This is a genomic window from Allobosea sp. LjRoot237, from assembly GCF_964253285.1.
In the GTDB taxonomy this organism is placed as follows: Bacteria; Pseudomonadota; Alphaproteobacteria; order Rhizobiales; family Beijerinckiaceae; genus Allobosea.
Map to the genome: position 1 here is coordinate 4099205 of NZ_CAXUQP020000001.1, position 15290 is coordinate 4114494.

The window sequence follows — 15290 nt, forward strand, 5'->3', positions numbered from 1 at the left end:
GCGAGGGATCGGGGCGCCGGATTCGGCGCAATGCGGCGCAAATGTGGTCGAACTTGCTGAATGAAGCGTTACGATGCGCGCGATCCGGTTAACGATCCCATGCGGGCACAAAAAAGGGCGGCAGCCGAAGCCACCGCCCGCAGGGACGCGTCACGCCAAGGGGTCAGGCGTTGCACGCGATCTTGATGTCCTTTGCGCTCGGCCGCGCCGCGGCCTGGATCACCACCGGCCGTCGAACCCCGGCCTCTCGCCGGCTCGCGGCAGCCGACTGCTGTTGGTCGGAGCGAGCCTGCAGCACGCTGGACGGGTCGCTCAGCCACGAGGTCGCAAGCGCACCGTCGATGTCGGAGCGGACAAGGCCGATATCCTTCAGCCCGCGCTCGTCGAGTTCGCTGAGGCGCAGCACCTCACGGCGGTGCACCAGGGCTCGCACCAGATTTTTGACGCCGATGACCGTCTGGGTGGCAGCACGCGTCGCGCCACCAGAAACGGCAGACAAGGACTTCGTGACGAAGGTCATGACCAGCATGACAGCCTCCTCGGGAGTTGGACGGTTCATCTTCCCACCCAGCCGCGACATCGGCGGTCAGCAGCGGGACAGTGACCAAAGGATAACTCTGCTCTGGTCATCAGCCAAACGAATGGTTATGATGGTTGACACAACCGATCTTGATGAACCTCTGGGAGGAGGCCGGTCATGGCCCATGTGCTCGACGCCGATCAGCTCAAGACCTTCGTCGCTATCGCCGACACCGGCTCCTTCACCCGCGCCGCCGAGATCGTCTTCAAGACGCAATCGGCCGTTTCGATGCAGATGAAGCGGCTCGAAGAGCGTGTCGGCCGGCCGCTGTTCGGCCGCGACGGGCGCCACGCCAAGCTGACCGAAGACGGCGAGCGCCTGCTCGACTATGCCCGGCGCATCGTCCGGCTCAACCTCGAATGCGTCGCGAGCTTCACCGAGGCCGACCTCAAGGGCCGCATCCGGCTCGGCGTGCCCGACGACTACGCCGACCGCTACCTGCCGGAGATCCTGGCGCGCTTCGCCCGCTCCAATCCGCGCACCGAGGTCACCGTGGTCTGCGAGCCGACGCCGATGCTGGCGGAGCGGATCGGCACCGGCGACATCGACCTTGCGATCATCACCCATGTCGAGGGCCGCGGTCAGGGCGAGATCATCCGGATCGAGCCGCTGCTCTGGGTGACCTCGGCCCGCCATTGCGTGCACGAGGAAGACCCGCTGCCCCTGGCGCTGGGACGGCCGACCTGCAACTGGCGCCAGGCGGCGGTCGAGGCGCTGGAGAGCAAAGGCCGGCGCTTCCGCGTGCTCTATGCCAGCTGGAACTCGACTGCGGTCGGCGCGGCCGTGGTCGCGGGACTTGCCGTCTCGGTGCTGCCGGAAAGCGCGGTCAGGCCCGGCATGCGCATCCTCGGGCCGTCGGAAGGCTTCTCCACCCTGCCCTCCTGCAAGATCGGCCTGCTACGCACCAGGCATGACCCGTCGATCCTGTCGAACGCGCTCGCCGAGCACATCATCCAGAGCCTGGACAACCTGCAGAGCTTCAAGGTGGCGGCGGAGTAGGTGGTCGGAGCAATGGTGATCAAACCTTGCGGTAGCTCAGCTGCATTTTGTACTCATAGAACTGCTTGCTGACCAAACCCCATTTCGTTGCAAAACTGAGGAAAATCGGGTCATGAGTTGCCTTCACAGAAACAAGCACGCCCGTGTCCCCTTCGCGTAGCAGCAACGCCTTGGCTTCTACTTCCTCGGTGCCCTGAAAAACGTTCGTCAGGCCAGGGCCCCAGACAATGGCGTTATTCACGAGAGAAAAGGAACCCAAGCGCAGCTCCGTCGTCGCGACCCCCGGAAGCAGAAGTGCCATGCGGCTGTTTATGGCGGTGATCGCCTTGATGATGCAGTCTCCGCCTCCCTGACAATTGGCCATGGCCAGGGCGGACGACGTGGCGAAGCGCTTGAGATCGCGCTGGAAAATCACTCGCTGCGAAAGATCGACGGCGCCAGCCATCATGACGAACATGATGATGGCCACCAGGCCGAACTCGACCGCTGCGACGCCGCGTTGATCTCGGAGCAGCGCACCGGAGGCCATTGCGCTGCCGCGAGCCCTGCGTCCCGTCAGAAAACGATTCCACAAGACATTGCGCAGACCGGGCCGGCGCAATCCGGCTGCGCCGATCTTGCCTTGTCTGCAACGACAAGTCCTCATGCTGGCCTCATGAACAGGGCCTGACCCTGAATCCATAGCTGCGGCAAACCCGGAACAACGGTGAGAAGCGGCGCCCGCGCACGCATCAGTGTCATTTCCTTAGCCGCACCCACGGTGAAGACCGTTCCAGCAATCGCCTGCCCGGACGCGGCATAATTCGTCAAAGGCTGCATTTCGAGCAGAAGCTTGGTCTGGCAGTTATCCATCAGGACCAGTCGACCGCAAATGCGCTCCACCACCTCAGATCGATTATTGGCGTAGGTTGCAGTCGTATTGCCGGTCGCCGCATCCGAAAGGGCGTTCTCCAGATTCATCTGCGAAAGAAACAGCAACGCAAACTGCAGGATCGCCAGCAACACCGTCAGAAACAGCAGGCCGACGAAGCCAAACTCGACAGCGGTCGCCCCGGCATTGTCCGTGCCGAAGGCACACGCCCTCCGGCGCAACCGTCTCCAGAGACCGCCAGGGAACGAAGCCCGGCTGCACGAACCAACAGGGCGCGCTCTGCGCTTCACCACGGCTTGCCAGGATCGACGCAACTTCACCCTACCCTCCCGATCATGGGCACGTGCCGCTGCAGAAGCGTATATAGTCAAGCAATCCGCCATAAGTATCTTCCCGCCCTGCGGCCTGGAAGTAGATGCGATAGGTTCCTTTCGTGGCGACGCTCAGAGATATCTTGCGCTCAGTCCACTGATCCGTATGCACGCAGACATCCACCAAATCGGCGCTATCATCCTTGTCGATCGTCACCGCGTCATATCCGCTTGATTTCTTTCGCTGGATGAAGACCTCTATGCGATTGGTCCGCCCTTCCCAATCCGCTGCCTTTAATTCGTCCCACACAGCCTTTTCATCAGTTTTATAGGCGCACAGCCTCCGGCCGGCGTAAGCGGGATTCCGCACACGCGAAATATACCAGTAGCTCAGCTCGTAATTGCCCGGGTCGAGATCCTTGAACTCGCGCCACATGTTGGAATTCGTCCTGCACCCCGAGGTGTAGCAATGCGAATCCAGCTCGGCGAAGAAATTTCCGAAACGAATCGTGTTGGCCGCGAGCTCGCGAATACCGTTGATCTCGATGCCGCCCTTGCCATTCTGCGTGGTCCAGCCATTCCAGTTGTTCAGCACGGTCCAGCTATTCGATGCAACGTTGTGGTAACTCTCGAAGGATTCGGTGAATAGCACCTTGCCCGCCGGCGGCGCGACGGGCAGCTTGGTGCAGCTCCGACTGACCCGGAGCGCAACCTGATTGTAACCGACGATGCCGGCAAAGACGTTCGGACTCGCGCCGGCCGCCGTGATGGTGACGACTTCACCGACGATGGCCACGGTCGCCGTGACCTCAGTCAGGCCGTCGTCCGCGACCTTCTTCGCCGCGAGGTCCTTGACGAGCGGGCCATAGTCCTTTTTCGGATCGGCCCCCGTCTGCGCCGCCTGATACCGGATCTCCTGTACCGCCTGCTGACAAGCGAGCTCGATCGCACTGGCCATGCGCTGATGTTGTGCTGCTGCACGACTGAAATCGATACCGCCGCCGACCGCGAGCGCGATCGCCGGTGCCGCCAGGCCAAACATCAGCGCGGTAACACCGCGAGTGTCCTTCAGGAACGATCGGAACAGGCCGGGCATCGATAGGCCTCGCAAATGGCACAAGCAAGCAACGGGACGATTGCCCGGACGCTAGGCGCGTTGCGATTGAGAAAACCTTTCCAGAACCAATGAATGTCTCTGGTATCGCTGCGAAAACCGGCGGAACAGCCGAGTTCTCCGCCAACATGGTAAAATGCAGTTAAAACTGAAAGGAGAGCGGACGCGCGGAAGGCGAGGAGCCGGAGCGCGTGGCCGCAAGTCCGCCTTACTGGAGGCCGGGTAGCACGCCGGCATATTTCGCGGCGAGCGACGGACCAATTTCCCGGATCGTGGCGACCGCAGCAATCGAAATCAGAAACGCGATGAAGCCGTATTCCAGCGCGGTCGCGCCGCGACGATCGCGCAAGAAGTCGAGGGCGAGGGCGGAAAAGCGTGCCATGGCCCCAGTATTGGCGCAAAACTCCGGACGATTGGTTAATCCGAAGCGCGAAACAGGTTGGTTCGTCTTCGCCTGATCTTGAACCCGCCGGCTAGAAGGCGAGCTCCGGAAAGACCGGCTCGACCTTCCCGCCCCAGGCGCCCTGCTCACGGACCGCCAGGCGTTCGGCGAGCGTGCGGCCGCTCTGGGCGATTGCGACGATCGGATCGAGATACTGCGTCTCGTCGCGGCCCTGTACGTCGAGACGGGCCCGGCGGGCGAGGCCAGCGCGCGACAATTCCACGATCTCGCGGGCCAGTTCCCGCAAGGCACGGCTCCCGATCCTGGCGTTGAGCCCGGCCTTCGGCACGGTGTCGCGCAGCTGCTGGCGTTCCTCGGCGCTCCAGTCCTTGACCAGGTCCCAGGCGGCCGAGAGTGCGGCGTCATCATAGAGCAGGCCGACCCAGAAGGCCGGCAATGCGTTCAGCATCTCGACCGGGCCGGCATCGGCGCCACGCATCTCGATATAGCGCTTCAGCCGCGCCTCCGGGAACAGAGTTCCGAGATGGTTGACCCAGTCCGAGATGGTGGCGCGCTCGCCGGGCAGCTGCGGCAGCTTGCCGGCGAGCAGATCGCGGAAGGAGGCGCCGGCGACGTCGTGATAGGTGTCGCCGCGCTTGACGAAATACAGGGGAACGTCGAGCGCCCAGTCGACATAACCTTCGTAGGACATGCCCTCGTCAAAGGCGAAAGGCAGCATGCCGGAGCGGGCATTGTCGGTGTCGCGCCAGATCTCGGAGCGCATCGACTGGAAGCCGTTGAGCTTGCCTTCGCTGAAGGGCGAGGCGGCGAAGAGCGCCGACGCCAGCGGCTGCAACGCGAGCGAAACCCGCAGCTTGCGGACCATGTCGGCTTCGCTGGCGAAGTCGAGATTCACCTGGACCGTACAGGTGCGGAACATCATGTCGAGGCCGCGCGTGCCGACCTTGGGCATGTAGTTCTTCATGATCTCATAGCGCCGCTTCGGCATCATCGGCGTGTCCTCGCGCGTCCACAGCGGCGAGTGCCCGAGCGCGAGGAAGCGGATGCCGTGCGGCTCGGCCACCGCCTTCAGATCGGCGAGATGCTGGTCGAGCTCGCGCGCCGTCTCATGCATGTCTGCAAACGGCGCACCCGACAGCTCGAACTGGCCGCCCGGCTCGAGCGAGATCGCGCCGCCGCCATCGGGACCGGCGAGGCCGATGATGTGGCCGGCATCGAGGATCGGCTCCCAGCCGAGGCGCTCCTGCATGCCTTCGAGCAATTGCCGGATGCCGCCGCTGCGACCCGCGGCAGCGCCCTCATAGGGGACCGGGCTGAGATCGTCAGTGTAGAACGGGAACTTCTCGTGCTCGGTGCCGATCCTGAATTCGGAAGCCGGTTTTTCGCCCTGCGCGATCCAGCCGATGAGTTCGGCCTTCGAGCTGATCGGCGTGGAATCGGATACGTCGCGGGCCATTGGCGCTCCGGCATGCGTGCTCCGGCGCGCCGCCTGCCCTTTCAGGCAGAAGGAAGACGCGCCGGGTCGAACTGTGCAGCATGACAGGCAGGAGCGGACGCCCCGCCGCGCCATGCGCTGAGGAGCGCCAGACATAGGCGAGCCGGGACAATCCGACAACGACCGTCAGCGCGTGCCGACGCGCCCGGACCTTGCACAGATGCATGCATACTCTCGGATGCTTCAGGCGGCGCCGCGCAGCAGGTTCGCCCTTTGCGGAACGAGCCCATCGTCGTCCACGCGCGTCTGTGCCGCGATCCAGTCGATGACGGCCGCAAGCCCAGCGGCCTGCCCACCGGCACCTGCGCGCGCCTCCTCATAGACCGCGAGCTGCATGTCGGCGCTGGTGCCGCCGGCGACGATCGTGCGGCAATGGGCGAGATCGAGGGCGCAGCCGAGCGCGGCAGCATCCTCGTCGAGCAGTGTCAGCACCTCATCCAGCACCTGTCCGACCGGGAGCATGGCGCGCCGCTTCTCGCAGACGAAGCCGCCATGCAGGCCATAGCGCTGGGCACGCCAGATGTTCTCTCCGGCGAGGGCACGCGAGGCTGCGGTCAGATCGGCATTGAGCCCGGGCTTGCGGGCCAGATGGCGCACGAGGCAGCGATAGAGCGCGGCGATGGCGAGCGTATCGTCGAGCCGCGTACAGCTGTCGGCGACGCGCAGTTCCAGCGTCGGATGCTGCCGGGACAAGCGGATAGCCCACCAGATGAAGCTGGAATCGCGCATGGCGCCCGACGCCACCATGGTGTCGACATAGGTCTTATAGTCGGCCGCATCGGCGAAAAGCTCAGGCAGACCGGTGCGCGGCAGCTCCGCATAGGCGCAGAGCCGGTAGCCCATCAGCCCGGTGCGGCGGCCCTGCCAGAAGGGCGAGGAGGTCGACAGCGCAAGCAGCAGCGGCAGAAAGGGCAGCATCCTGACCATGATCGAGATGCGCTGCTCCTCGTCCGGCACCTCGACATGGATGTGCAGGCCGCAGAGCTGGTTGCGGCTGCCGAGCATCTGCAGGTCGCGCATGATGCCGTCATAACGCTTGGCCTCGGTGGCGCGCTGACGCGCCCAGACGGCGCTCGGATGGGTGCCGCAGGCGAGCAGGAGCATCTCATGCTCGCGCGCCAGCGCGGCGAGATCCGAGCGCAGCCGCCGCAGCGACAGGCGCGCCTGGGCCATGTTTTCGCAGACCGGCGTCGCCACCTCGATCTGCGACTGCAGCATCTCGCGCTGCAATTCGTCTGGGAATGCGGCTTGCGCCGCCTCGATGAAATGCGGTGCGATCTTGCGCACGACGCCGCGGCTTTCGGCATCGGACAGGAAATATTCTTCCTCGACGCCAAAGCGGTAGGCGCTGCTCACCATGATGTCTCTCCCCCGTGGCGGCGTGCTCCGAAACGGAGCGGCGGCGCCAGACTGCCAGTCAATGAGTCGGAACTGCGACCGGTGGCGCGGTTTCCACGCCTAAACGCGGAACCAGCCGTCGCGTTCCAACCGGCAGCAAGGAGGCCGATCATGCGCAAGCCACGGAGCTAGTTGGCGGACCAGTCGCCGAGTGTCGCCTGGACGACAGCGAGCGCCGCGACCGCTGCCGTGTCGGCCCGCAGGATGCGCGGCCCCAGCGACAGGCGCAGCGTCCGCTCGCGCTGGAGAATCAGTGCGCGTTCCGATTCGTCGAAGCCGCCCTCGGGACCGATCAGTACGGCGAGCGGCCCGCGTGATGCGCCTTGCAAGGCAGCAATCGGACTTTCGGCGCCGAGCGCCTCGTCGCAGAAGATCAACAGCCGCTCCGGTTCGAGCGCGGCAAGCGCCGCGGCCAATGGTTGTTCGGACCTGATCTGCGGCAAGGCCAGGATGCCGCACTGTTCCGCCGCCTCGATCGCATTGGCGGCGAGCCGATCGAGATTGAGTCGCGAGACCTGGGTGAAGCGCGTCAGCACCGGCTGGAGCATGCCCGCCCCCATCTCGACCGCCTTCTGGGCCATATAGTCGAGCCGCGCATGCTTCAGCGGCGCGAAGAGATAGATAAGATCGGGCGCCGGCGGCTGCGGGCGAACCTGCTCCAGCGCCTCGAGGCTAGCCTGCTTGCGCCCCTCCGCGCGGATCGCGCAGAGCCATTCGCCGTCGCGGCCGTTGAAGACCAGAATGGTGTCACCGCCACGCAGTCTGAGGACGTTGAGCAGGTAATTGGCCTGGTCGCGTGCGAGCTCCAGCACAGCTCCCGCGACCAGCGGCGCCTCGCTATACAGCCGATGCTTGGTGAAATCCCGCATGCTAACCCGATCCGATATCCACAAGAATGGCGCGAAAGTCGCCACAATCCCGCGCTATCGGCAAGTGGATCGTGGCGAAATGCGAGCCAGCGCTTGTTGGCGCATGGCTCTCACTGTTATGGAAAAGCCCGCAACGCCGGGACGGGCGTAGATTACGGGACAAGAGCGGAGCGGATGATGCGGCGATACGCGACCCTGAAGCTGGCTGCGGCGCTGGCTGGCCTCGGCCTGGCCGAGCCAGCATATGCGCAAGTGCCCTCGGGCTGCGAGAACCTGCAAAAGCTCATACAGGAGCGCCAGTCGATCGTGGGGCAGCTCAATGCAAACGCGAAGGCCAAGCGCAAGATGACGCCTCAACAGGCCTGCGGCATCCTGGGCCGACTGGTCGGCAACGGCAACACACTGATCAAGTTCGCGACCGCCAATCAGGACTGGTGCCAGATTCCGGCAACCTTCGTCGACGGCATGAAGACCGACAATGAAAAGGCCGGCACGATCCGTGGCCAGGCCTGCAATGCGGTGAAGCAGCAGGAGGTGATGCAGCGCCGCGCCCAGCAGCAAGCGCAGCAGCGGCAGGGCGCCAACCCGTTCGGCGGCGCCGACTCGATCACCGGCGGTGCGATGCGCGTGCCGCAGGGCGCGCTCTGACCCGGCCGGCGCCACATGGCGCCCTCACCCCCACTCGCTGACGCGCCGCTTCCGGACGCGCTGACCGGGCATTGGGTCGACACCAAAGCGCCGAAGCGCCTGCGGCCCTATCTCAAGCTTGCCCGGATCGAGCGCCCAATCGGCTGGCAGCTGCTGCTGCTGCCGTGCTGGTGGTCGGCCGGGCTCGCCGCGGTCGCGGCCGGGCTGCCCTTTCCCAATCTCTGGCACTGCCTGCTCTTCCTGATCGGCGCCATCGTGATGCGCGCCGCAGGCTCGACCTTCAACGACATCGTCGACCGCAAGCTCGACGCGCAGGTGGCGCGCACGCGCGGCCGCCCGCTGCCCTCCGGCCAGGTCAGCGCGAAGGCAGCCGCGCTCTTCATGGTCGGGTTGTCGCTGTTTGGCCTCGTCGTTCTGCTGCAGTTCAACCGTTTCACGGTGATTGCCGGCATCGCCTCGCTGGCGATCGTCGCGATCTATCCGTTCATGAAGCGGATCACCAACATGCCGCAATTCGTGCTCGGCCTCGCCTTCTCCTGGGGCGGGCTACTCGGCTGGAGCGCGGTGTTCGGCCAGCTCGATCCATCGGCCTATCTGATCTATGCCGCGGCGATATTCTGGACGATCGGCTACGACACGATCTACGCGATGCAGGACATCGAGGACGATGTGATCGCCGGGATCAAGTCGAGCGCGCGCTATTTCGGCGCCTTCACCCAGCAGGCCGTCGGGCTCTGCTATGGCGCGACGATCGCGCTCGCCGGTGTCGCCGCCTGGTTCGCCGGCGCCGGCTTGGTCGCCTTCATCGGGCTCGGGATATTTGCGCTGCACCTGGGCTGGCAGGTTCACAGCATCGCCGGCGCCGATGGGCGTAACGCGCTGATGCTGTTCCGCTCCAATTGGCATGCCGGCCTGATCCTGGCCGCCGGCTTCGCGCTCGACGCGTTGGTGCAGTTCGCGTTCTAGAGACGGAACTACGCTGTCATTCCGGGGCGACCCGAAGGGTCGAGCCTGGAACCCATGAACACAACCGTTCCGGAGAAGATGTCGTCATTTCGGCCGCAGCGAAGCGGAGCGCCGGAATGACGGAGTTTTTTCGAGCGGCGCCGTGTTCATGGGTTCCGGGCTCAGGCCTGCGGCCTGCCCCGGAAAGACGGCGGGGTTCCTACGAAAGTCGAGCAGCTTTACGACAGGATCTCGCCCCGGATCACCACCGGGCGCTCCGGCAGGCGGCCGGTCTTGCGCCGGGTCAGGAAGCGCGGGCGGCGGCCGGCCAGCAAAGCGTGGCGGCGGCGGATCCGGGTCGGTCCCAGAGCGAGCCGGCCGAGTTGCGGGTAGGGCTCGGTGATCGCGCCATCGCTGGTTTCGAGCAGGAGCGGCAGGCCGCTGGCGCGGCCGGCGTCACGCCAGACGGCGATGGCGTCGTCCTGATCGAGCACGGCGACGATGACGGAGCGGCCGTCGCCCGCGGTCAAGGCGAGCTGGAAGCGGTCGTCATCGGCGATCGCGCCACTGGCCAGGCGCAGCGCGATGCCACGCCAACCGGCGCCGCCGCGCAGGATGCGCACCGGCCCGATGCGCTCGATGCGGGGACCGTCCTGCTGCAGCGGCGCATTTGCCGACTGCGAGGACTGTCCGTTCTGATTCTGTGCGCCACCGGGGAAGGCAGGCACGCAGCCAGCCTCCCCGGCGGCCGGCGTGACGCTGGCCATCGGTTTTAACGCCTCTCTTCAATCCCTGCTGCCGGAACCCTCTGTCGATGCGGGGTTCTCGTGCTTGCCGGGAGGAGATTGGCCGGAAGGGTTGTCCGAGCGCTTAAGAGCTTGGGTTAAACAAAGGTGTTGAAGCGGTTTTCAGCCCGTCACCGGTCGGTTTCCCGGATGATGCTTGACGGAATCTTTCGAACGGCCCCGGTTTTTTCCTTGTTCCGTCGCACTCTCCGGCCATAACGGGACATGATGGAATCGATCCCGCTGCCAATCGCCGAGGATATGCTGCCTGCCGTTGAGGCTTCCTGCCGAGAGGCTGGCCAACTTGCGCTCGACCTGTTCCGCCCCGGCGCGCAGACAGCCGCCAAAACCTGGTCGAAGGCCGGCGGCTCGCCGGTGACGGAAGCGGATATCGGCGTCGACACCTTCCTGCATGTGCGCCTGTCGGCGCTGCTGCCGGACGCAGCCTGGCTCTCCGAGGAAACGGTCGACGATGCGCTGCGCCTGTCGCGCCGCTTCGTCTGGGTCGTCGACCCGATCGACGGCACCCGTGCCTTCATGACCGGCTCGCCCGACTGGGCGGTCTGCGTCGCCCTGCTCGACGAAGGCAAGCCCATCCTCGGCGTGGTACATGCCCCTGCAGGGGCTACGACCTATACGGCGATCAGCGGCGGCGGCGCCATGAGCAATGGCAGGCCGATCCGGACGAGCGCGGTCGACACGCTCGCCGGCGCCCGCATCGCCGGCCCGAAACCGATGCTCGACGCGCTGGCGCGCCTGGAGAACTTCATCGCGGCCGACAAGATCCCCTCGCTGGCGCTGCGCCTCACCCGCATCGCCGACGGCACGATCGACGCCGGGCTGGTCTCGCCCGATGCGCGCGACTGGGATCTCGCCGCCGCTGACCTCGTCCTCAGCGAAGCGGGTGGACAGGTCACGACAGGCGAAGGCGAGGCCCTCAGCTATAATCGCGAGGTGCCGGTCCATGGCATGCTGGTGGCGTCGGGAAGCAGCCTCGTCGCCCCACTTGCGCAGGCCTTGCGGCGCCTGCGCGAAAGCCAGCCGCAGCGCAGCTGAGCGCGACGCAGGGCTGATGCCGCCACGTCAGGACGAAAACTGCCGGAAATAACCGCATTTTCTTGCTGAACGGGCCTCGCGCGCGGGCTGCGGATGGCTTATCTGATCGCACGGCAAAAATGCAGTTGGAGCAAGCCGGAGCGGGTCCGGCAGCGCCTCGGCGTGCTTTCGCCAGAGATTTCAAGACATAGGCCGGAGACGGATGATGAGCGCGAGCCAGGACACAAAGCAGCTGCTGCACCTCGTGATCGGCGGCGAGTTGAGTTCGCTCGACGGGGTCGAGTTCAAGGATCTCTCCAAGGTCGACATCGTCGGCGTCTACCCCAATTACGCTGCCGCCCATGCCGCCTGGAAGGCGAAGGCGCAGGCGACCGTCGACCAGGCCCAGACCCGCTATTTCGTCGTGCACCTGCACCGCCTGCTCGATCCGTCGACAGGCCAGCACTGACGATAAGAACGCTGCCAGACCGGTTCGATGGGATTTTCCCTGCTCAAGACGAAGTTCGCACAGGAGGCGCTCGGTCGCAGCCTCGCCTTCTATCTGCGCCTGGTGCGACGCACGAACCGCTTCGTCGTCGAGCCGGCCGACATCTATGAGCAGGTCCGCGGCGAGCTGCCGCTGATCATCGCGATGTGGCACGGCCAGCACATCATGATCCCGTTCGCCCGGCCGGACTGGATGCCCTCCTATTCGCTGGTCTCGCGCCATGGCGACGGCGGCTTCAATGCGGTGGCGCTGCGCGAACTCGGCATCGGCGCGATCCGCGGCTCGGGCGCCTCGGGCAAGAAGGTTCGCGAGAAGGGTGGCGCGCCGGCCTTCCTCGCCATGGTCAGGCGCCTCGCGGCCGGCGACACCATGGTGCTGACCGCCGACATCCCCAAGCGTGCGCGCGTCTGCGGCCCCGGCATCATCCAGCTGGCGCGGGCTTCGGGCCGGCCGATCCACCCGATCGCAGTCGTGACCAGCCGGCGGATCGACTTCAACAACTGGGACCGCGCCTCGATCGGGCTCCCCTTCGGGCGCGGCGCCATCGTCGTCGGCGAACCGGTCCGGATCGCTCGGGACGCGGACGAAGCGACCTGCGAGGCCGCGCGGCTCGCCGTCCAGGCCGGGCTCGATGCCGTGCATGAGCGCGCCTACGCGCTGATCGGCGCGCGCGATCCCGGCGCCGGCCTGCGCGAGGCTGCGGCCGCCAAGGCCGCTGCCAAGGCCAACGCCGCATGATCGGCCGGAGCTTCGTCATCAACGCCTACCGGACGCTCTCGGCCCTGCTCGAGCCGGCCGCCGCCGGGCTGCTGCTTTGGCGGCGCCGGCGCGGCAAGGAAGACCCGGCGAGGCTGTCCGAGCGGCGCGGCTATCCGAGCATCGAGCGGCCGCAGAAGACGCTGGTCTGGCTGCACGGTGCCAGCGTCGGCGAGACGGTGACGCTGCTGCCGCTGATCGAGCGCCTGCAGCGGCGCGGGCTCGCCGTGCTGGTGACCTCGGGGACCGTGACCTCGGCGCGGCTCTTGGCGCAGCGCCTGCCGGCCGGCGCGATCCATCAGTTCCTGCCGCTCGACGTGCCGCGTTATATGCGCCGCTTCCTCGACTATTGGCGCCCCGATCTCGGCCTGATCTGCGAATCCGAGATCTGGCCGAATCTGATGATCGAGGCCGGCAAGCGCGGCGTGCCCTTGGTCATGGTCAATGGCCGCATGTCGGAGCGCTCCTTCCAGCGCTGGTACAAATTCCCCAAGACCTCGCGCTACCTGCTCTCCGGCTTCGACCGCTGCCTGGCGCAATCGCAGGAGGACGGGCAGCGCCTCGCCCAGCTCGGCGCGCCACGCGTCAGCATCGCCGGCAACCTGAAATTCGACGTCCCAGCACCGCCGGCCGATCCCAACACGCTTGCCCTGCTCGATGGGCTGGCGGCGGGGCGGCCGGTCTGGGTCGCGGCCTCGACCCATCCGGGCGAGGAGGAGGACGTGCTCGCCGCCCATCTCGGCGTCCGGGCGCATCTGCCCAAGCTCCTGACCATCGTCGTGCCCCGCCATCCCGATCGCGGCGGCGAGGTCGAGGCGCTGGCAAAGGCCAACGGCGTCGTGAGCGCCCGCCGTTCGCTCGGCCAGCTGCCTGAGCGCGACATCGACTTCTACATCGCCGACACGCTCGGCGATCTCGGCCTGTACTACCGGCTGGCGCCCGTCGCCTTCATCGGCGGTTCGCTCGCGCCGATCGGCGGCCATAACCCGATCGAGCCGGCCAAGCTCGGCTGCGCCCTGCTGCACGGCCCGCTTGTCCACAAATCCGCCGAGCTCTTCGCCGCCTTCGATGCGGGCGGCGGAGCGATCCAGGTCGCCGACCGGCAGGAACTCGCCCAGGCGGTGCATCGCTGGCTCAGCGATCCGGCGGCCGCCCGCCAGGCCGCCCGCGCTGCGGCCCGGACCAGCGCAGAGCTCAGCGGCGCACTCGACCGTACGGTCCAGGCGATCGAGCCATTGCTGCTGCGCGCCGCCATCGGCCAGCGCGAGACGGTCGACTGATGCGCGCCCCGGGCTTCTGGTGGCGCTCGCCCCCAACCGCCCTCGCCCGGCTGCTGCAACCGCTCGGGACTCTCTACGGCGCCGTCACTTTGCAGCGCATGCGCCAACCGGGCGCACAGGCCGGCATTCCGGTGATCTGCGTCGGCAATTTCGTCGCAGGTGGCGCCGGCAAGACGCCGACCACGCTGGCGCTGGCGGCACGACTGGCTGCAATGGGCGAGACGCCCTTTGCCCTGACGCGCGGCTATGGCGGCCGGCTCACGGGTCCGGTTCGTGTCGACCCGGCCCGGCACGTCCCCGCAGATGTCGGTGACGAGCCGCTGCTGCTCGCCACCCGCCTGCCGACGATCGTCGCACGCAAGCGGCCAACGGGCGCGGCCCTCGCGCGCGGTTCCGGCGCCAGCCTCGTCCTGATGGATGACGGGCTGCAGAATCCTTCGCTGCACAAGGACCTGCGGCTGGCCGTCGTCGACGGCGTGGTCGGTGTCGGCAACAGCCTATGCCTGCCGGCGGGGCCGCTACGCGCGCCGATCGGCGGCCAGATGGAACAGGTCGACGCGATCGTCCTGATCGGAGAAGGCCCGGCAGGCGACCATGTCGCCACGCAGGCGCTTGCTGCCGGAAAACCAGTGCTGCGCGCGAGCCTCGCAACACCTGCCGAGATCCAGACGGAGCTCGCCGATCTGCCGGTTCTGGCGGTTTCGGGGATCGGCCGGCCGGAGAAGTTCGCAGCGACGCTGCGTGCCGCGGGAGCGCGGCTCGTCGGCGAACGCGCCTATGGCGACCACCACGCCTATACGGCGGGCGATGTCGCGGCGCTGATCGCCGAAGCGAAGGCGAAAGCCTGCTGCATCGCCGTCACTGAAAAGGACATGGTCAAGCTCGCGCCGCTTTGGCCGATCGCCGAGCGTTCGCTTCTGCTCTGCGTGCCGGTCACGCTGGTCTTCGAGGACGAGCCCGCGCTCGATGTACTGCTGCGTGCGATGCTCGCACGGGCTCGTTCAGCTGCGGCCTGAGCGGCGGACCCTGAGCAGCACGGCCTCCGGCGAGGTATAGGCTTCCTGCCATTCCACCGACCAGTAGCGCAGATCCTCGAGCCGGATCACGGCGCCGGTGATGGCGCAGCGGACAAAAGCGCCGGGACGCACGACCCGGAACTCGCCATGGCCGTAATCGACCAGCGCTTCCGATCCGGAGGGGGGCAGGCGTTCGTTGATGTTCATTACGGAGCCGGACGATGGAGCGGCAGAGAGCTAGCGTACAGGTTGCAGTATGACGCAACCACTTCTGAAT

18 protein-coding genes are annotated in these 15290 nt (G+C 66.4%); 8 read left to right on the top strand and 10 right to left on the bottom strand.

Annotation, left to right across the window (positions count from 1 at the left end; translation table 11 throughout):
* Nucleotides 1–163 precede the first annotated feature (163 nt).
* On the bottom strand, nucleotides 164–529 hold the full coding sequence (locus ACSQ24_RS19925; protein ID WP_436096355.1) for a DUF1127 domain-containing protein: 366 nt from the start codon (nucleotides 527–529) through the stop codon (nucleotides 164–166).
* Between the two features lie 168 nt (nucleotides 530–697).
* On the opposite strand from ACSQ24_RS19925, the gene ACSQ24_RS19930 reads away from it, so the two are divergent.
* Nucleotides 698–1579, top strand: coding sequence for a LysR substrate-binding domain-containing protein (locus ACSQ24_RS19930; protein ID WP_126113518.1), 882 nt, complete (start codon nucleotides 698–700; stop codon nucleotides 1577–1579).
* A 19-nt stretch (nucleotides 1580–1598) separates the two neighbouring features.
* Here ACSQ24_RS19930 and ACSQ24_RS19935 read toward each other — a convergent pair whose 3' ends face one another.
* From ACSQ24_RS19935 to ACSQ24_RS19965, 7 genes are all read right to left on the bottom strand, one after another.
* Complete coding sequence (locus ACSQ24_RS19935) at nucleotides 1599–2225, bottom strand: TadE/TadG family type IV pilus assembly protein (protein ID WP_436096356.1); 627 nt, start codon at nucleotides 2223–2225, stop codon at nucleotides 1599–1601.
* A complete protein-coding gene (locus ACSQ24_RS19940) occupies nucleotides 2222–2770 on the bottom strand; it encodes a TadE/TadG family type IV pilus assembly protein (protein WP_436096357.1) in 549 nt (182 codons plus the stop codon). Before ACSQ24_RS19940 ends, ACSQ24_RS19935 begins: the two co-directional genes overlap by 4 nt.
* A 13-nt stretch (nucleotides 2771–2783) precedes the next feature.
* On the bottom strand, nucleotides 2784–3857 hold the full coding sequence (locus tag ACSQ24_RS19945; RefSeq protein WP_436096358.1) for a TadE/TadG family type IV pilus assembly protein: 1074 nt from the start codon (nucleotides 3855–3857) through the stop codon (nucleotides 2784–2786).
* A 226-nt stretch (nucleotides 3858–4083) separates the two neighbouring features.
* Nucleotides 4084–4257, bottom strand: coding sequence for a Flp family type IVb pilin (locus tag ACSQ24_RS19950; protein ID WP_436096359.1), 174 nt, complete (start codon nucleotides 4255–4257; stop codon nucleotides 4084–4086).
* 91 nt (nucleotides 4258–4348) lie between these two features.
* Nucleotides 4349–5734, bottom strand: coding sequence for a glutamate--cysteine ligase (locus ACSQ24_RS19955; protein WP_436096360.1), 1386 nt, complete (start codon nucleotides 5732–5734; stop codon nucleotides 4349–4351).
* A 222-nt stretch (nucleotides 5735–5956) separates the two neighbouring features.
* The gene (locus ACSQ24_RS19960; RefSeq protein WP_436096361.1) at nucleotides 5957–7132 is read right to left on the bottom strand and encodes a carboxylate-amine ligase; all 1176 of its coding nucleotides are present in this window, start codon (nucleotides 7130–7132) and stop codon (nucleotides 5957–5959) included.
* 167 nt (nucleotides 7133–7299) lie between these two features.
* Nucleotides 7300–8040, bottom strand: coding sequence for a 16S rRNA (uracil(1498)-N(3))-methyltransferase (locus ACSQ24_RS19965; protein ID WP_436096362.1), 741 nt, complete (start codon nucleotides 8038–8040; stop codon nucleotides 7300–7302).
* Between the two features lie 177 nt (nucleotides 8041–8217).
* On the opposite strand from ACSQ24_RS19965, the gene ACSQ24_RS19970 reads away from it, so the two are divergent.
* Entirely contained in the window at nucleotides 8218–8688 is a 471-nt protein-coding gene (locus ACSQ24_RS19970) for a hypothetical protein (protein ID WP_436096363.1), read from the top strand.
* 15 nt (nucleotides 8689–8703) lie between these two features.
* The gene (gene ubiA, locus ACSQ24_RS19975) at nucleotides 8704–9654 is read left to right on the top strand and encodes a 4-hydroxybenzoate octaprenyltransferase (protein WP_436096364.1); all 951 of its coding nucleotides are present in this window, start codon (nucleotides 8704–8706) and stop codon (nucleotides 9652–9654) included.
* Nucleotides 9655–9872: 218 nt separating this feature from the next.
* Here the strand turns inward: ubiA and ACSQ24_RS19980 are convergent, their stop codons facing one another.
* The gene (locus ACSQ24_RS19980; protein ID WP_436096365.1) at nucleotides 9873–10400 is read right to left on the bottom strand and encodes a DUF6101 family protein; all 528 of its coding nucleotides are present in this window, start codon (nucleotides 10398–10400) and stop codon (nucleotides 9873–9875) included.
* Nucleotides 10401–10643: 243 nt separating this feature from the next.
* On the opposite strand from ACSQ24_RS19980, the gene ACSQ24_RS19985 reads away from it, so the two are divergent.
* The 5 genes from ACSQ24_RS19985 to lpxK all read left to right on the top strand — a co-directional run bounded on the left by ACSQ24_RS19985 (nucleotide 10644) and on the right by lpxK (nucleotide 15013).
* The gene (locus ACSQ24_RS19985; protein ID WP_436096366.1) at nucleotides 10644–11474 is read left to right on the top strand and encodes a 3'(2'),5'-bisphosphate nucleotidase CysQ; all 831 of its coding nucleotides are present in this window, start codon (nucleotides 10644–10646) and stop codon (nucleotides 11472–11474) included.
* Nucleotides 11475–11679: 205 nt separating this feature from the next.
* The gene (locus ACSQ24_RS19990) at nucleotides 11680–11922 is read left to right on the top strand and encodes a DUF4170 domain-containing protein (protein WP_110488448.1); all 243 of its coding nucleotides are present in this window, start codon (nucleotides 11680–11682) and stop codon (nucleotides 11920–11922) included.
* Between the two features lie 27 nt (nucleotides 11923–11949).
* A complete protein-coding gene (locus ACSQ24_RS19995) occupies nucleotides 11950–12699 on the top strand; it encodes a lysophospholipid acyltransferase family protein (protein WP_436096367.1) in 750 nt (249 codons plus the stop codon).
* Nucleotides 12696–13997 carry a 3-deoxy-D-manno-octulosonic acid transferase gene (locus ACSQ24_RS20000; protein WP_436096368.1) on the top strand — a complete coding sequence of 434 codons (1302 nt, stop codon included), beginning with the start codon at nucleotides 12696–12698 and terminating at the stop codon, nucleotides 13995–13997. Before ACSQ24_RS19995 ends, ACSQ24_RS20000 begins: the two co-directional genes overlap by 4 nt.
* Nucleotides 13997–15013: a tetraacyldisaccharide 4'-kinase gene (gene lpxK / locus ACSQ24_RS20005; protein ID WP_436096369.1), complete on the top strand. Its 1017-nt coding sequence runs from the start codon at nucleotides 13997–13999 to the stop codon at nucleotides 15011–15013. The genes ACSQ24_RS20000 and lpxK overlap by 1 nt, the downstream gene beginning before the upstream one ends.
* Here the strand turns inward: lpxK and ACSQ24_RS20010 are convergent.
* The gene (locus tag ACSQ24_RS20010) at nucleotides 14999–15220 is read right to left on the bottom strand and encodes a DUF2093 domain-containing protein (protein WP_436096370.1); all 222 of its coding nucleotides are present in this window, start codon (nucleotides 15218–15220) and stop codon (nucleotides 14999–15001) included. The two genes, lpxK and ACSQ24_RS20010, sit on opposite strands and share 15 nt — an antisense overlap.
* Nucleotides 15221–15290: the final 70 nt, after the last annotated feature.

What these genes read in the sequence shown, in the direction of transcription:
- lpxK (WP_436096369.1), top strand. Translation starts at nt 13,997, where the DNA reads ATGCGCGCCCCGGGCTTCTGGTGGCGCTCGCCCCCAACCGCCCTCGCC.
- ACSQ24_RS19965 (WP_436096362.1), bottom strand. Translation starts at nt 8,040, where the DNA reads ATGCGGGATTTCACCAAGCATCGGCTGTATAGCGAGGCGCCGCTGGTC.
- ACSQ24_RS19990 (WP_110488448.1), top strand. Translation starts at nt 11,680, where the DNA reads ATGAGCGCGAGCCAGGACACAAAGCAGCTGCTGCACCTCGTGATCGGC.
- ACSQ24_RS19935 (WP_436096356.1), bottom strand. Translation starts at nt 2,225, where the DNA reads ATGAGGACTTGTCGTTGCAGACAAGGCAAGATCGGCGCAGCCGGATTG.
- ACSQ24_RS19960 (WP_436096361.1), bottom strand. Translation starts at nt 7,132, where the DNA reads ATGGTGAGCAGCGCCTACCGCTTTGGCGTCGAGGAAGAATATTTCCTG.
- ACSQ24_RS19945 (WP_436096358.1), bottom strand. Translation starts at nt 3,857, where the DNA reads ATGCCCGGCCTGTTCCGATCGTTCCTGAAGGACACTCGCGGTGTTACC.
- ACSQ24_RS19955 (WP_436096360.1), bottom strand. Translation starts at nt 5,734, where the DNA reads ATGGCCCGCGACGTATCCGATTCCACGCCGATCAGCTCGAAGGCCGAA.
- ACSQ24_RS20010 (WP_436096370.1), bottom strand. Translation starts at nt 15,220, where the DNA reads ATGAACATCAACGAACGCCTGCCCCCCTCCGGATCGGAAGCGCTGGTC.
- ACSQ24_RS19950 (WP_436096359.1), bottom strand. Translation starts at nt 4,257, where the DNA reads ATGGCACGCTTTTCCGCCCTCGCCCTCGACTTCTTGCGCGATCGTCGC.
- ACSQ24_RS19985 (WP_436096366.1), top strand. Translation starts at nt 10,644, where the DNA reads ATGATGGAATCGATCCCGCTGCCAATCGCCGAGGATATGCTGCCTGCC.
- ACSQ24_RS20000 (WP_436096368.1), top strand. Translation starts at nt 12,696, where the DNA reads ATGATCGGCCGGAGCTTCGTCATCAACGCCTACCGGACGCTCTCGGCC.
- ACSQ24_RS19980 (WP_436096365.1), bottom strand. Translation starts at nt 10,400, where the DNA reads ATGGCCAGCGTCACGCCGGCCGCCGGGGAGGCTGGCTGCGTGCCTGCC.
- ACSQ24_RS19925 (WP_436096355.1), bottom strand. Translation starts at nt 529, where the DNA reads ATGCTGGTCATGACCTTCGTCACGAAGTCCTTGTCTGCCGTTTCTGGT.
- ubiA (WP_436096364.1), top strand. Translation starts at nt 8,704, where the DNA reads ATGGCGCCCTCACCCCCACTCGCTGACGCGCCGCTTCCGGACGCGCTG.
- ACSQ24_RS19930 (WP_126113518.1), top strand. Translation starts at nt 698, where the DNA reads ATGGCCCATGTGCTCGACGCCGATCAGCTCAAGACCTTCGTCGCTATC.
- ACSQ24_RS19995 (WP_436096367.1), top strand. Translation starts at nt 11,950, where the DNA reads ATGGGATTTTCCCTGCTCAAGACGAAGTTCGCACAGGAGGCGCTCGGT.
- ACSQ24_RS19970 (WP_436096363.1), top strand. Translation starts at nt 8,218, where the DNA reads ATGCGGCGATACGCGACCCTGAAGCTGGCTGCGGCGCTGGCTGGCCTC.